The following is a 16,557-nucleotide window of genomic DNA, read 5'->3' on the forward strand; positions in this document are numbered from 1 at the left end:
GAAAGTTATTCCCTGAAAATAAAAAGAGGCTGATCATGATTTATGATACAGCCTCTTTTCTTTTTTAAATTATTCCTAATTATTTACCAGCAGCTTTCGCATGATCTGCAAGAAACTGTGCTAAACCAATATCGGTTAATGGATGTTTTGATAAAGCTATCATTGCTGAAAGCGGACCAGTAATTACGTCAGCACCTATCTTAGCACAATTCATAATGTGCATTGGATGACGAACAGAGGCAGCCAAGATTTGTGTATCAAATCCGTAATTATCATAAATTAAACGAATGTCTTCAATTAATGTTAAACCATCTGTTGAAACATCATCAAGACGTCCAATAAATGGAGAAACATAAGTTGCACCTACTTTTGCAGCTAAAAGAGCTTGCCCAGACGAGAAAACTAAGGTGCAATTGGTTTTAATACCCTTCGAACTAAAGTATTTTATGGCTTTAATTCCCTCTGCAATCATTGGAACTTTTACCACAATTTTAGGATCTAAGGCAGCCAAAATTTCTCCCTCCTTAACCATGTTTTCAAAGTCGGTTGAAATAACCTCCGCACTCACATCACCATCAACTAAAGCACAAATAGCTTTATAATGATTAATAACATTCTGGTCGCCAGTAATGCCCTCTTTAGCCATAAGGCTAGGATTTGTTGTTACTCCATCTAATATTCCTAATGCCTGAGCTTCCTTAATTTGGGCTAGGTTTGCAGTGTCTATAAAGAACTTCATTTCAATTTGTTTTATTATTTGCTGTTGTGAATTGTATGTGTTGTTTGATGTAAATTTATTCTATATTTTTTAGAGACAAAAACTGATTTTTGAAAAATAAAATCCAATACATGCATACCTGCATGAATTAAATTTCAAAACTAATAATCGATAAGGATTTGGCTTTTTAAGAAAAAAAAGATTTGAATTGTAATCCTGAAAATGGATGTTAAAATTCATAGACAATCGCCCAATTAAAAAAAAAATGGGCAAGCACCTTTTATCGCACCGCTACAACCTTCTACCCTTGCTGCGTTCCCACCCTGGGGGAGTTCAAAGGGAGCTGGTCGTAAAAGACTTGCCCGTCACAAAAGTAATAAAAAATTGGAAATATTGCTCCTAAGCTTAAAATTAGATAGTTGAAATACAATATTTATAAAAAATATATTTATTCATTATTAAAATCATAAAAATATTGATTTTGTATAATATTATTTTAACTTAATTATAAAAATCATTGTCAATTAAGCAATTTTGTTGTTTTTTGCCTATTTTAGGAAAAAAATAAATCAATAAATATTAATGACAAATAAAGACGAGCAAACTCAAGGTTTATACAACTCATCAATGGAGCATGATGCTTGTGGGGTTGGTTTCATCGCTAATATTAAAGGGCGTAAATCTCACCAGATTGTAAGTGATGCACTAACTATTTTAGAAAATATGGAACACCGTGGTGCTTGCGGTTGTGATCCTGATTCTGGTGATGGTGCAGGAATCTTAATTCAGATTCCTCACGATTTTCTAAAACAAGAAGCTCTAAAAATCAATATTCATCTAGATAAGGAAGGTGATTATGGTGTGGGTATGTTATTCCTTCCTAAAAAGGCTACCATTAAAGAGGCTTGTCGTAGGGCTATTGCTAAGTCGGCCGAAAAATTAGGCCTCAGCATATTGGGATATCGTAAAGTGCCTGTTAATGCAGGAATTATTGGCGAAGCAGCCTTTTCTTCTGAGCCTGATATTGAGCAAATTTTTATTGCTAAACCTGCAAATATTCATACTCCCGCTGATTTTGAACGTAAATTATATGTCCTTAAAAATCATATAACTAAAACTGTTAGAGAAACTGTTTTAGGTGCCGAGCAACAATTCTATATCGTTTCTCTATCTCAAAATATTATCATCTACAAGGGTGAATTTACTAGTAGTCAGGTACGAATTTATTTCCCGGATTTAAATGAAGTACAATTAACTTCTGCCTTTGGGATGATTCATTCCCGATTTTCTACCAATACCTTCCCATCTTGGCGCCTTGCTCAACCTTTCCGGTTTATAGCGCATAATGGAGAAATAAACACCTTGAAAGGTAATTTAAATTGGTTTTATTCGGGTATTCGCTCTTTTGCATCTCCTTTTTTCTCAAAAGATGAAATGGATATGCTCTTGCCTGTAATTGATAATAATCAATCGGACTCAGCTTGTTTAGACAATGTCATTGAATTGCTTTTCCACTGCGGTAGATCTTTGCCTCATGTCATGATGATGCTTATTCCCGAGGCTTGGGATGGCAATGAACAGATGGATCCTGCTACCAAAGCATTTTATGAATACCATGCCACATTAATTGAGCCTTGGGATGGACCAGCAGCAATCGCTTTTACTGATGGTCATCTAATAGGGGCAACCCTTGATCGTAATGGCCTAAGACCTCAACGATTTGTAATCACAAGTGATGATCAAATTATTGTAGCTTCCGAAGCTGGAGTTTTGCCGGTTGATGAATCAAAAGTGATAAAAAAAGGTCGTTTGCAACCCGGTAAAATGCTCGTTGTAGATACCATCAAAGGTCAAATAATTGAAGATGATGAAATTAAGAAAGTAATTACCTCACAACAACCTTATGGTACTTGGCTTGAAAATTATAAAATCAGGTTGGAAGATCTTGATGAGCCTCGAGTAGCCTTTACGCAATTATCAAATGAATCTACTTTTAAATATCAACAGGTTTTTGGTTTTTCTCGTGAAGATATAGAAACTTTAATATTGCCAATGGCGCTAACGGGTAAAGAGGCTGTGGGTTCAATGGGGACAGACACACCTTTAGCCGTATTTTCTGATCGTCCGCAGCATTTATCCAATTACTTTAAACAATTATTTGCGCAAGTTACAAATCCGCCCATTGATCCTATTAGAGAACGATTGGTGATGAGCTTAGCCGGATTTATGGGTAATAATGGCAATATCCTTGATGAGGATAAAATGCATTGTCATTGTGTAGCATTACCTCATCCTGTATTAAATAATACAGAACTTGAAAAAATTAGAAGTATTGATACAGGTTCTTTTCAAGCTAAAACTTTACAGACTTATTTTAAAGCTGATGGGCATGCAGGATCTCTTCAAAGAGGTCTGGAACGTTTGTGCCGATATGCTGAAGATGCAGTTCACGATGGTTTTGAGGTCTTAATCCTATCAGATCGTGCCATCGACTCTGAGCATGCCCCAATTCCTTCTTTACTTGCCGTTTCTGCCGTTCATCACCACCTAATTAAAAAGGGTTTACGTGGTGCCGTTGGAATTATGGTTGAAGCTGGAGATGTATGGGAAGTGCATCATTTCGCTTGTCTAATTGCATTCGGTGCTACAGCAGTCAACCCTTACCTTGCTTTAGCAACAATACGTAAACTAAAAACAGATGAAAAGATAGATACTCAGCTGGACTTGAAGGCTTTATATAAAAATTATACAAAGTCAATTAATGATGGTCTATTGAAAATATTCTCTAAAATGGGAATATCTACTCTTCAATCGTATCATGGAGCTCAAATTTTTGAGATTATTGGTTTAAATCAAGATGTTATCGATCAATATTTTACTGGTGCTGTTTCAAGAATCAGTGGAATGGGTCTTGACGATCTTGCCGAAGAAGCTTTACGTAAGCATTATTTAGGCTTCAGACGCTCTGGTGTGGAAGCTAAATTATTGCCTGAAGGAGGTGTTTATCAATGGAAAAGAAAAGGGGAAGCTCATCTTTTTAATCCTGAAACGATTCATTTATTGCAACATGCTACCAGGACTAATAACTACGAAATTTATAAAAATTACGCCAAGCATATTAATAAACAAACGGATGCCTTGTACACCATTCGTGGGCTTCTAGACTTTGCACATCACCGCCAGCCAGTGCCATTGGATGAGGTAGAGCCCGTAGAAGCTATTTTAAAGCGTTTTGCGACAGGTGCGATGTCTTTTGGCTCAATATCCCACGAAGCTCATAGCACACTTGCTATAGCCATGAATAGTATTGGCGCAAAAAGCAATACCGGTGAAGGTGGAGAGGATGAATTGAGATATGAACCAATGGCCGATGGTAGTTCTATGCGCTCTTCAATTAAGCAAATTGCATCTGGAAGGTTTGGCGTAACAGCCAATTATTTAACCAATGCGGATGAACTACAGATAAAAATGGCTCAGGGAGCTAAACCGGGTGAAGGAGGACAGTTACCAGGCGATAAAGTAGATGAATGGATTGCGAAAGTAAGACATGCTACTCCTGGTGTGGGACTGATTTCTCCACCTCCTCATCACGATATTTACTCTATTGAGGATTTAGCTCAGCTAATTTTCGACCTTAAAAATGCAAATCGTGATGCTCGAATCAGTGTTAAACTGGTCTCAAAGGCAGGTGTTGGTACCATTGCTGCCGGTGTAGCTAAGGCTCATGCTGATGTAATTCTGATTGCAGGATACGATGGAGGTACGGGTGCTTCGCCTTTAACTTCTATTAAACATGCGGGTTTACCATGGGAGCTTGGACTGGCAGAGGCGCAACAAACGCTTGTTAAAAATAAATTAAGAAGTAGAGTAGTTCTTCAAACCGACGGTCAGTTGAAAACGGGTAAAGACATAGCTATTGCTACTCTTTTGGGTGCTGAAGAGTGGGGAGTTGCTACCGCTGCACTTGTTGCAGGGGGTTGTATAATGATGCGTAAATGCCATTTAAATACTTGTCCCGTAGGTGTTGCTACCCAAGATCCTGAATTAAGAAAGCTGTTCTCTGGTAAGCCTGAGCATATCGTTAATCTATTTAGGTTTATTGCTGAAGAGTTACGTGAAATAATGGCCGAACTCGGATTTAGAACCATAAATGATATGGTTGGAAGGGTTCAATTCCTTAAAATGCGTGATGATGTGGATCATTGGAAAGTTAAAAATATCGATTTGTCGGCTATTCTATACTCTATGGATAATCCTTCAGGTATGACACTCTACAATAGCGAAAAACAAGATCATAATTTAGATCATGTGCTTGATTGGAAATTATTAGCTCATGCAAATAAAGCTATTGATAGCAAAGAACCTGTTTTTGCTGAATTCGACATCAAAAATACGGATCGTACAACCGGTACTCTTCTTTCAAATGAAATTACTAAAAAGTATCAATCTGCAGGATTACCTCAAAATACGGTTAATTTTAAGTTTAAGGGGTCTGCTGGACAAAGTTTTGGTGCTTTTTGTACAAAAGGGATTTCTTTTGAACTTACAGGTGAAGCGAATGATTATGTTGGAAAGGGGCTTTCAGGTGCTCAATTAGTGATTTATCCTGCTCAAAACAGTAAAATTCTATCTCAGGACAATATCATTATTGGAAATGTTGCCCTGTATGGTGCCACCTCCGGCGAATTATTTGTAAGGGGGCAAGCTGGTGAACGTTTTGCCGTTAGAAACTCGGGGGCTACCGCAGTAGTTGAAGGTGTAGGTGATCATGGTTGTGAATACATGACAGGTGGAAGAGCATTAATTTTAGGTAAAACAGGCCGAAACTTTGCCGCAGGTATGAGCGGAGGCATTGCTTGGGTTTATGATCCAGAGCATACTTTTGCTGAAAACTGCAATACCGAAATGGTAGAACTAGATCCACTTACTCCAAATGATGAAGTGGAGATTCAAAATTTACTCAAAAAACATGTTTTACTCACTCAAAGTCAGGTCGCTAAGTATATTCTTGAGGACTGGGAAAATGCTTCTTCATCATTTATAAAAGTATTCCCGACTGAATACAAGCGAGTTTTAAATAATCAACAATTACAACAATCAGCAGGATAATGGGAAAAGTTACAGGATTTTTAGAATTTGATAGGGAGCTTCCTCAAAAAAATGCCCCTCAAGAGCGTTTGGAAAATTATAATGAATTTGTGCAGGAGTTTGAGCCTGAAAAATTGAATCAACAAGCTGCCCGATGCATGAATTGTGGTGTTCCTTTTTGCCATTCGGGTTGCCCACTCGGCAATGTTATTCCTGAGTTTAATGATGCTGTATATCAAGGAAAGTGGGAAGATGCTTATCTCATTCTTTCATCTACCAACAACTTTCCTGAGTTTACTGGTAGAATTTGTCCCGCTCCTTGCGAATCTGCATGTGTTTTAGGTATTAATAAACCTGCAGTTGCAATTGAAGAGATTGAAAGGCATATCATTGAAATAGCCTTTTCGAAGGGTTTTGTGAAGCCCAATTCGCCAATCCTTAAAACAGATAAAAGGGTAGCAATTATTGGCTCTGGACCAGCTGGTTTGGCTGCCGCAGCTCAAATGAATAAAGCTGGACATAGCGTAACTGTTTATGAACGTGATGATCAACCGGGTGGTTTATTGAGATATGGGATTCCTGATTTTAAACTCGAAAAGTCGGTTATTGACCGCCGTATTGAAATTATGAAGCAGGAGGGAATTCAATTTATTTGCAATACTGAAGTAGGTGTAAAGGATGATATGAAAGCATTTATTGATCGTCATGATGCTGTAATTATGGCCGCTGGGTCAACTATTCCTAGAAATTTAACTATTCCTGGGCGCGATTTAAAGGGTATTCACTTTGCTATGGACTTCCTAAAACAGCAAAATAAGGAAGTAAGTAACCTTGCTATTCCCGGAGAAAGAATTCATGCCAAAGGGAGAGATGTGGTTGTTATTGGTGGTGGTGATACTGGTTCTGATTGTGTGGGGACATCCAACAGACAACATGCAAATTCAGTAAAACAGTTTGAATTGATGGTTCAACCCCCGAAACAAAGGAATGAAAACATGCCTTGGCCAAGCTATCCCATGTTGCTTAAAACTACAAGCTCGCATGAGGAAGGTTGTGAGCGCTTTTGGGGGATTAATACCAAAGAATTTTTGGGTGATTCACAGGGTAATTTAAGGGCAATTTTAGTTTCAGATGTGAGCTGGGAGCTTGATCCTTTAGGCCGTCCAATTAAATTTGATGAAGTGGAAGGCTCTGAAAGAGAGATTCCTTGTCAGTTGGTTTTACTAGCAATGGGCTTTTTACATGCTCAGCATCAGGGACTTATACAAAACTCGGGTTTAGAGCTTGATAATCGTGGGAATGTGAAGGCGGTGGAAGGTCAATATCAGACTAATATTCAGAAGGTTTTTGCTGCTGGAGATATGCGTAGGGGACAATCATTGGTTGTTTGGGCAATTTCTGAAGGTAGGGAAGCTGCACGTAAAGCGGATGAATTTCTTATGGGTAAAAGTAATCTTCCAAGTAAAGATCGAATCAATGAATATGTAAATGTTTAATTTTAAGGTTAAATTTCGCCCTGATTTATAATTTTTTTAAATCAGGGCATTTTTATTGTCATAATTTCAATTTCGCGAAAAAATCCCATAATACAATTCCTGCAGAAACTACAATATTAAAGGAGTGTTTGGTTCCAAATTGTGGTATTTCGATGCATGTATCAATCATTTGCATCGCTTCATCACTTACACCATTTACCTCATTTCCAAAAATTAATGCATACTTATCAGATATCTCAGGTTGATAGTGATTTAATAGCGTACTGTTTTCAGCTTGCTCGATAGCAATTATCTTATATCCATCTGATTTTAAGGTATTTATAGCATCGCAAACATCCTCAAAATATATCCATTCGATAGATTGCGTAGCACCTAAAGCAGTCTTTTCAATTTCTCGGTGTGGTGGTTGCGCTGTAATTCCACATAGGTATATTTTCTCGATAGCAAAACCATCAGAAGTGCGAAATATAGATCCAATATTGTGCATACTACGCACATTGTCTAAAATTACTACTAAAGGTAATTTCTCTTGTTTTTTAAAGTCATCAATACCTACACGGCCTAATTCTTCCGTTTTTAATTTTCGCATCTTCAAAAATAGCTTCTTTGAATTAAATCAGCCTTATTTTTTATTATTATTCATTTTTGCCTTATTTTGATGCATTAAATAAATACCCCAAACACAAAATGAAAATACATAAATCTCAACCTTTGTTTCAACATCATGGTGATGATGTTTTTCTGTTTACCCTTACAAATAGTAATGGGCTAGAGGTATGTATCAGTAATTTGGGAGCTATAATTCAATCTTTTAAAGTCCCGCGCGACGGAAAATTAATTGATATTGTTTTAGGTTTTGATGAAATGGAACAATATTTAGATCCAGAGTATTTAAAAACTATGACCTACCTAGGTGCAATAATTGGTCGCTATGCAAATAGGGTAGAAAATTCACAAATATTAATTGATGGGCAAACTTTCCCGATTAGTCCCAATTTACCTCCTCATCAGCTTCATGGTGGCTTTGAAGGTTTTGATAGAAAGGTTTGGAAGCTTGTAGATTATAATGATCAATTACTTAAATTCTCTTATTTGAGTAAAGATTTGGAAGAAGGTTATCCAGGTAATTTGCTTGTTTATATTAGTTTTTCTCTAACTAACAACAATGAATTAATTATTTCAACCGAAGCTAGCACTGATAAAGCAACTGCTATTAATTTAACTCATCACGATTATTTTAATTTGAATGGTTCGGGAAGAATTGATGATCACTTTGTTCAAATATCAGCTTCTAATTTTTTAGGTCAACATGATGATTATGTTGCCAATGGCGAAATTTTAGCGGTTAAAGACACAAAATTTGATTTTAATGTTTCTAAACCAATTAGACAAAATTGGGACTCTAATTTAGGATACGATCAATCTTTTGTTATAGATAAAGAATATGGGACTTTGGGATATGCCGCTTCAGCTTATTCAGAAAAAAGCGGGATTAAATTGGAGGTCTTTACGGATGAGCCAACGGTTCATTTTTATACAGGAAATCATCTAGGTATTAATTCTGGAAAAAATGGTCAAATTTATGAACCTTTAACGGCTTTTTGTTTCGAAACTCAGCATCATTGCAATGCAGTTCACCTAGCTAATTTCCCTTCAACTATACTTCGCCCAGGTAAAATTTATAGCCATCAGACTCGATATCGAATTGATAGTATTTAATTAAAATAAATATTATTTCTTTCCTGTTAAATAATTTAACAAGAAAAATCCACTTGCTGTGAGCATGCAGATTCCGCTAATTGTCCACCAATATAGCGAATAACCACCAAATTCGACTAAAAATGAACCGTAAAGAGGTCCGATTATTTGCGCTACAGACCATGAAATGGTATAAAGTCCAGCATATTCACCGCGATTACTATCATTCGATCTGCTTGTCCAAAAGGTATTCATAAATGGCATGGCAAACATTTCTCCAAATGAAATAATAATCGTTGAAAGGATTGCAACAAGTGCTAAAGCGGGAAGGATATCCAATATTGCAAAAGAAAAACCGGTGATTATTGTGCCTAGTCCGATAAAATACAAACTGGGTTTCTTACCTTCAATTTTATTGATCAAAAGCATCTCAAATCCCACAATTAATAAACCATTTAAGGCCATTAATCCGCCAATAAATATTTCACTTAAATGCCATTCTGTTTTATAAAATACGGGTTGAAGGGTAAATAATTGGAAAAAACAGGATGCAAATAAAGTGCTTAAAAGAATGAATGCTAAATAAGGCTTATCGCGATAAGCTGATTTAGTGATTTTTCTTTCAATAGATTTGTCTTCATTCTTTACCTTTTTAACTGCAGGTAATAGTTTTATGAGAATTAGAGCAGCAAGAATATTAGTAAAACCATCTACAAAAAACAATAAATGATAATCAATAGATGCAAAAAAACCACCCATTGCGCCACCAAAGGACCAACCTAAATTAATAGCTATCCGATTTAATGAATAAGATCTTGTACGGGTCTTTTCAGTACTATAAAATGCTACTGCTGAGGAGTTTGCAGGTCGGAAACCTTCGTTGCACATGCTTAAAATAAAAGTTCCTATGGCTAAGCTTACAAAAGTTTCTAAAAAAGCGAGGGTAATAAACATGAATCCTCCACTAATTAAGGCTCCAACTTGTAAATAGTAAAAACCAAGCTTATCTGTAATTTTTCCACCTATAAATGCCCCAAACACAGAACCTAGTCCGAATAATGCCATTATTGTACCTGCTTGTACAATGCTAAAGTTTAATTTCTGAGTGCAATAAATGGTAAGAAAAGGCACAACCATAGTCCCGCTACGGTTTATAAGCATCACAAGAGATAAATACCAATTCTCTTTGCTTAGTCCCGAAAAGGCATTTTTATAAATTTTAAGGGTATTATTTAGCACATTCAAAGATAGATTTTTGTGAGGGTTTTGTGAATGTTCTTTAAGATTATTAGGATTTAAATTTATTTTCTTGCCAAAAATATTTTAAAATTTTCTCACAAATCTTCTAAAAACCTTTTAATCCATTAACTTTATTCTTTTAAAAATAAAAGATTTGTCGAAGAAGGTTGAACAGAAGGAAACTCCTTTAATGAAGCAATACAATGCCATCAAGGCCAAATACCCTGGTGCATTGCTACTATTCCGTGTGGGAGATTTTTATGAAACATTTGGTGAAGATGCTGTAAAAGCGTCTGGTATCCTCGGAATTGTACTCACTAAACGTGGGAATGGGTCGGGTACTCATACCGAATTAGCTGGTTTTCCACATCATTCACTTGAGACATATCTTCCAAAATTGGTTAGAGCAGGTCAAAGAGTGGCTATTTGTGATCAATTAGAGGATCCTAAAACAACCAAAACTATTGTAAAACGGGGTGTGACTGAACTTGTTACTCCTGGTGTTTCTTACAGTGATAATATTATTCAGCAGAACACCAATAATTATTTGGCGTCGCTTTATTTTGAGAAAAATTCTTTCGGAATTGCTTTTATAGATATCTCTACTGGCGAATTTTTAGTCGCGCAAGGTAATGCCGATTATATTGACAAGCTTTTACAAAGTTTTAAACCTAGTGAAGTAATTTTCCAGAAAAGTAGGCAGCGTGATTTTATCGAGACTTTTGGTGATCGATTTTATACCTACCACCTTGATGATTGGGCTTATAGTGGCGATTATGCTACTGAATTTTTATTGAAGCACTTTGAAGTAAAGTCGCTTAAAGGCTTCGGAATTGATAAATTTCCGCTAGCAATAACTGCAGCTGGAGTAGCGCTACATTATTTAAATGAGACCGAGCATCGTAACCTTCAACATGTTTCCTCGATTGCTAGAATTGAGGAAGATCGTTATATGTGGCTCGACCGATTCACAATTCGAAATTTAGAATTAATTGGTTCTTCAAATGAAAACGCAGTCAGTTTGGTTGATGTTCTAGATCAAACTTGTTCACCAATGGGGGCTCGATTGCTACGTCGTTGGATAATTATGCCGCTGAAAGAACTGAAACCTATTCAAGAGCGATTGGATGTGGTTGAGTTTTTGATGAATGATGACGATTTGCGCGAAAAATTACTGCATGAGTTAAAGCAGATTGGTGATTTAGAGCGATTAATTTCAAAAATTGGTCTCCAAAAGGCTAATCCTAGGGAGGTTATGCAGCTTAAAAGAGCTCTTTATGCCATTTTTAATCTGAAAGAGCTCTGCCAAAACGCTGATAATTATGCTTTAAAAAGTATTGCAGAGCAGTTAAATCCATGCTTACTTATTCGCGAAAAAATAGAAACTGAGCTCAATCCTGATCCTCCGGTTCTTATTATCAAAGGTAATGTGATTGCCGATGGGGTGGATGAAGAGCTCGATCGACTAAGGAAAATTGCTTTTGGTGGAAAGGGTTATTTATTAGAAATTCAAAAACGTGAGGCAGAAATAACGGGTATTCCTTCACTAAAAGTAGCCTTTAATAATGTTTTTGGCTATTATTTGGAAGTAACTCATACCCACAAGGATAAAGTTCCAACTGAATGGTTACGAAAGCAAACGCTTGTAAATGCTGAACGCTATATTACCCCCGAATTAAAAGAGTATGAAGAACAAATTCTTGGTGCTGAAGAAAAGATTTTAGTACTCGAGACTCGTTTATATAATGAGCTTACTTATGCTTTATCGGAGTATATAAAACCAATACAGCTTAATGCTCAATTAGTTGCGCAGCTTGACGTTCTTTTAAATTTTGCCACATTGGCTATTAAAAATTATTATGTCAAGCCAATAATTGATAATAGTACTATCATTGATATTAAAGGGGGCAGACATCCGGTAATAGAGAAAAATCTTCCACTAGGAGAGGAGTATATCACAAACGATGTGTTTTTGGATAGTGATACGCAACAGATTATTATCATTACGGGTCCCAATATGTCGGGTAAATCTGCTTTGTTAAGACAAACTGGATTAATTGTTTTAATGGCTCAAATGGGCTGTTTTGTACCTGCTAAGGAAGCTCAAATTGGTATTGTAGATAAAATTTTTACCCGTGTTGGTGCATCAGATAATTTAACTACTGGCGAATCAACTTTCATGGTTGAGATGAACGAAACAGCTAGTATTTTAAATAATTTATCGCCAAGAAGTCTGATTTTAATGGATGAAATTGGTCGCGGGACAAGCACCTACGACGGTATTTCAATTGCATGGTCAATTGCTGAATTTTTACATAATCATCCCACTGCACAAGCTAAGACCTTGTTTGCCACCCATTATCATGAGCTAAATGAGCTAACGAACACTTTCCCACGAATCAAGAATTTCAATGTTTCTGTAAAAGAACTCTCTAACAAGGTCATTTTCTTACGTAAGCTCGTCCCAGGTGGCAGTGAGCATAGTTTTGGTATTCATGTCGCTAAAATGGCTGGAATGCCTCCTAAATTAGTTTCCAGGGCAAATGAGATACTAAAACGATTAGAACAAGAGCGTACCGGTGGTGAAGATATCAAAGATAGTCTCAAAAAAGTTCAGAAACAGGCTTATCAATTACAAATGTTCTCTATCGACGATCCAATTTTGGTCAAAATTAGAGATATGCTAAATAATCTTGAGGTAAATACCCTTACTCCAGTAGAAGCTTTGATGAAATTGGATGAGATTCAAAGGGTGTTGAAGTCTTAGTATTTAGTAGGTAGTAATTAGTAGGTAGATATGAGATATTAGATGTGAGATATGAGACAATAGATATTTGATAATTATCCAAGAATCTCCGAAATCATCCAAATCAAATAAATCATAGTTCAGACAATTTTTAGATGTGAGACAAAAGATGTGATATATTTGATGTGAGAAAATAGATAAATAATAACATTTGTTCTTTATCCTTACTCTTGGTTCCTTGTTCCTTTTTCTAATATTCCCTAAACTCTCTAATTTATTCTGTAATTTTACAAAATTACATCACCGGATTCTATGAGCAAAAACACAGGCGATTACACATTCTGGATGAAATATAAACGCTTTGCCACAACCGAAATTCTCATGTATTTTATCATGATTATTGGAATATTGGTAGGAATAATAATCTTTAGTTAATCGTATGAAATTAAATTTAAAACGTCCTCTTGCTTTTTTTGATCTTGAAACTACAGGTGTAAATGTGGCTTCCGACCGTATTGTGGAAATATCTATATTGAAAGCAATGCCTGATGGTACAGAAGAAATAAAAACACTACGTATTAATCCAGGAATACCTATTCCGCTTGAATCATCCTTGGTACATGGTATTTATGATGAAGATATTAAGCATGAACCTACTTTTAAGCAGGTAGGTGAGGAGCTTGCACGTTTTTTAGATGATTGTGATTTAGCAGGTTATAATTCAAATCGCTTTGATATTCCTGTTTTAATGGAGGAATTTCTACGCAATGGGATAGATTTTGATATTGAAAATAGAAAATTTGTTGATGTTCAAAATATTTTCCACCAAATGGAACAGCGTACGCTAAAAGCCGCTTATTTATTTTATTGTGGTAAAAATATTGAAAACGCTCATTCTGCCGAAGCTGATATCAAAGCAACTTATGAAGTTTTAAAAGCTCAAATTGCCAAATATGAAAATGTGGAATGGGAAGATAAAAAGGGAGAAAAATCTAAACCTGTTCAAAATAATATTGAGGCATTACATAAATTTACAAACCTAAATAAACCAGTCGATTTTGCTGCTAGATTGGTTTATAATGAGGATGGCCTTGAAGTAATTAACTTTGGAAAACATAAAGGCAGACCTGTAGAAGAGGTTTTTCAAGCCGAACCAAGCTATTATAATTGGATGTTAAATGGAGATTTCCCACTTTATACTAAGCGTTGTCTTGAAAAAATATGGAACCGAATGAATGCAAAAAAGGAGCAATTGAAAAATGAAAAACAATCCCTAAATGCAAAATCTTCTCCAGTTAATCCAAATAAAGTAAAAGAAGAAATTAAGCCTATCAATAATGATATGCTAGACCAACTAAAAATGAAATTTGGTAAGTAATTGTTTAGGATCTAGTATATAAATACCTGATTAACAATGGCTTATGTATTATAATTTAATAGGGTAAAAGGGCTTTTCAATTCTGCCTTCATCACTTAATAATTCATATAATTCTTCCGACTTAAGAATTTTTTGAACAGTAGACCTTTTATCATTTAGCAAAACTTTATTTTGAACTAGTCTTATGCCATGACTATAATCGACATGTATTGTTGAATGTCCGTTATAAAGGGGTTGTATTGGCCTCCCATCTGATTTATGCCAGCCGTAAATTACCACTCTTAGTGAGCCTTTGTCGTTAAAAATTTTATTAGAAATTACCACGTCCTTTTTATTTCCTGTAACTAAATGCCCGTTTGGGAACTTTTCTAAGCTATTTTTCCTTTGTTCTTGAACCATCAAATTATGCTTTTCAAAAACTGGAACTGTTATCATTTCTTTAGAAGGGGGAATCGGTTGTGGGCTTAATTTCACTTGTGCAGATTGATAAATTTTATCTGATATTTTACGTGTTGGCAGACTACATTTTAAGTATTTTGCTATTTTTTGAGCTAATTGAGGTCGCATTGGACAATAGAAATAATCTTGATCGCTACCGATGGCAAGGAAATCAGGTAAAACATAATATTTTATACTTTGCTGAACATTGTCGATTAAAATTGTGTCTCTGATTTCAACTAATTGACGATAAAAATTGGGAATGTTTCCCGATTTAACTTCTTTAAATATAATTTCTTCCCGTTTATCTAAACTAAGATTTGTATCACGAATACTTTTAGAGAATTCAGAACCACTTAATGCGTTGATAGATCGATTTTTAATTTTTAAAATCTGACCATAACTGAATGAAGAAGTTAAGAATAGGAGGATAATAAGAATGTTTTTCATTTTTCCTTATTTATTTTATTGAATAAAGAAAATCAATATTTCGTTTTAAGCCACTAAATTTTGTTCTTTTTACAGCCGAATTCTTAAAGACTTTCTTGAATGTATCTTCAGTGATCTCTTGCCAATCTCTTTGACTTAGGTTGAGTAATTCTTCTTTAGGTTGGAATCTTGGTTCTGAGTGGAGGATAGAGAATTTATTCCAAGGACAAACATCCTGGCAGATATCGCATCCGAACATCCAATTATCCATTTTGCCTTTAAATTCTTTAGGAATTTCATTTTTTAATTCGATGCTTAAATATGAAATACATCGACTACCATCTACTACATAAGGAGCAATTATTGCATCGGTAGGACAGGAATCTATACATTTGGTGCATGTTCCGCAATGATCTTTGCTCGATTCTTCTTCATAATCTAATTCTAAGTCGATTATTAATTCGGCTAAAAAAAAGAAAGAACCTGATTTTTTATTAATCAGGTTAGTGTTTTTGCCAATCCATCCTAAACCAGCTTTTTTTGCCCAAACTTTATCGAGAACAGGCGCCGAATCAACAAATGAACGGCCATTAACAACCCCAATTTCTTGCCGGATGAACTCTAATAAGGCGGTTAGCTTTTCCTTTATTACATCATGATAATCATCCCCATAGGCATATTTACTGATTCTGGGAGCATTAGGATCTTGCTGTTTTTCTTCAGTATAATAGTTTAATGCTAAGGAGACCACGGATTTAGCACCATCAACTAATTTGCGAGGATCAAGGCGTTTGTCGAAATGATTTTCCATATAGTTCATTTCGCCGTGATGATTATTTTGGAGCCATTTTTCCAATCGAGGGGCCTCTTCCTCTAGAAAAACAGCTTTTGAAATACCACAAGCCATAAAACCCAAGCGCATTGCTTCGGCTTTAATTAGTTGGCTATATTTTGTGCTATTGCTTTTCATTTGATACAAAGGTAGCTTAAAGCAAATAAAAACTTTTAATTGTGACGATTGTTATCTAATAAATTCAGCTTTTCACTAAATGCCAAAGATGATGGAAAATAATAAATTGGATGTAAATAATGAAGAAAAGAGTATAGCGCACCCCGCTGAACACGATTATGAAAAACATAAAAAAAATCCAGGACCCTCACCAAGTGCTTTAAATGAGGAGGATGATAAAGGTGTTGGATTTACATTAATCTGGATAATTGCGATAATGTTTATCTTATTGTTAATTGTCTGGTTTTTCTTTTTTAGAGATGTACCATGAGATATTAGATGTGAGACGTGAGACGTGAGACGGAAATCCAATCTCCA

Annotated in this window: 12 protein-coding genes and 1 other RNA gene; 7 read left to right on the top strand and 6 right to left on the bottom strand. The window is 35.6% G+C overall.

Features of this window, described 5'->3' with window-relative positions; all coding sequences use genetic code 11:
* Positions 1-79: 79 nt before the first annotated feature.
* Together fsa and ffs are read right to left on the bottom strand one after the other, a co-directional pair.
* Positions 80-739, bottom strand: a complete 660-nt coding sequence (gene fsa / locus QZ136_RS07330; protein ID WP_291401968.1) for a fructose-6-phosphate aldolase — start codon at positions 737-739, stop codon at positions 80-82.
* Positions 740-982: 243 nt separating this feature from the next.
* Positions 983-1,082: signal recognition particle sRNA small type (gene ffs / locus QZ136_RS07335), an RNA gene on the bottom strand.
* Positions 1,083-1,300: 218 nt separating this feature from the next.
* Between ffs and gltB the strand changes: the two genes are divergently transcribed.
* Together gltB and QZ136_RS07345 are read left to right on the top strand one after the other, a co-directional pair.
* Entirely contained in the window at positions 1,301-5,827 is a 4,527-nt protein-coding gene (gene gltB / locus QZ136_RS07340) for a glutamate synthase large subunit (protein WP_291401970.1), read from the top strand.
* Positions 5,827-7,302 carry a glutamate synthase subunit beta gene (locus QZ136_RS07345; RefSeq protein ID WP_291401972.1) on the top strand — a complete coding sequence of 492 codons (1,476 nt, stop codon included), beginning with the start codon at positions 5,827-5,829 and terminating at the stop codon, positions 7,300-7,302. Before gltB ends, QZ136_RS07345 begins: the two co-directional genes overlap by 1 nt.
* A 58-nt stretch (positions 7,303-7,360) precedes the next feature.
* Here the strand turns inward: QZ136_RS07345 and QZ136_RS07350 are convergent, their stop codons facing one another.
* The gene (locus QZ136_RS07350; protein WP_291401975.1) at positions 7,361-7,891 is read right to left on the bottom strand and encodes an RNA methyltransferase; all 531 of its coding nucleotides are present in this window, start codon (positions 7,889-7,891) and stop codon (positions 7,361-7,363) included.
* A 98-nt stretch (positions 7,892-7,989) separates the two neighbouring features.
* Here QZ136_RS07350 and QZ136_RS07355 point away from each other — a divergent pair, with 98 nt between their 5' ends.
* A complete protein-coding gene (locus QZ136_RS07355; RefSeq protein ID WP_291401977.1) occupies positions 7,990-9,021 on the top strand; it encodes an aldose epimerase family protein in 1,032 nt (343 codons plus the stop codon).
* A 12-nt stretch (positions 9,022-9,033) separates the two neighbouring features.
* Here the strand turns inward: QZ136_RS07355 and QZ136_RS07360 are convergent, their stop codons facing one another.
* On the bottom strand, positions 9,034-10,239 hold the full coding sequence (locus QZ136_RS07360) for an MFS transporter (protein ID WP_291401979.1): 1,206 nt from the start codon (positions 10,237-10,239) through the stop codon (positions 9,034-9,036).
* A gap of 190 nt (positions 10,240-10,429) precedes the next feature.
* Between QZ136_RS07360 and mutS the strand changes: the two genes are divergently transcribed.
* From mutS to QZ136_RS07375, 3 genes are all read left to right on the top strand, one after another.
* Positions 10,430-13,006 carry a DNA mismatch repair protein MutS gene (gene mutS, locus QZ136_RS07365; protein ID WP_291402918.1) on the top strand — a complete coding sequence of 859 codons (2,577 nt, stop codon included), beginning with the start codon at positions 10,430-10,432 and terminating at the stop codon, positions 13,004-13,006.
* 291 nt (positions 13,007-13,297) lie between these two features.
* A complete protein-coding gene (locus tag QZ136_RS07370; protein WP_291401981.1) occupies positions 13,298-13,420 on the top strand; it encodes a hypothetical protein in 123 nt (40 codons plus the stop codon).
* Between the two features lie 4 nt (positions 13,421-13,424).
* Entirely contained in the window at positions 13,425-14,363 is a 939-nt protein-coding gene (locus QZ136_RS07375; RefSeq protein WP_291401983.1) for a 3'-5' exonuclease, read from the top strand.
* Positions 14,364-14,411: 48 nt separating this feature from the next.
* Here QZ136_RS07375 and QZ136_RS07380 read toward each other — a convergent pair whose 3' ends face one another.
* Together QZ136_RS07380 and queG are read right to left on the bottom strand one after the other, a co-directional pair.
* Positions 14,412-15,251 (bottom strand): hypothetical protein, encoded by an 840-nt coding sequence (locus QZ136_RS07380; RefSeq protein WP_291401984.1) that lies wholly within the window; start codon positions 15,249-15,251, stop codon positions 14,412-14,414.
* 10 nt (positions 15,252-15,261) lie between these two features.
* Positions 15,262-16,200, bottom strand: a complete 939-nt coding sequence (queG, locus tag QZ136_RS07385; RefSeq protein WP_291401987.1) for a tRNA epoxyqueuosine(34) reductase QueG — start codon at positions 16,198-16,200, stop codon at positions 15,262-15,264.
* A gap of 88 nt (positions 16,201-16,288) precedes the next feature.
* On the opposite strand from queG, the gene QZ136_RS07390 reads away from it, so the two are divergent.
* Entirely contained in the window at positions 16,289-16,510 is a 222-nt protein-coding gene (locus tag QZ136_RS07390) for a hypothetical protein (RefSeq protein ID WP_291401988.1), read from the top strand.
* Positions 16,511-16,557 lie beyond the last annotated feature (47 nt).

It is taken from the genome of Daejeonella sp. (genome assembly GCF_017495225.1).
GTDB lineage: Bacteria > Bacteroidota > Bacteroidia > Sphingobacteriales > Sphingobacteriaceae > Daejeonella.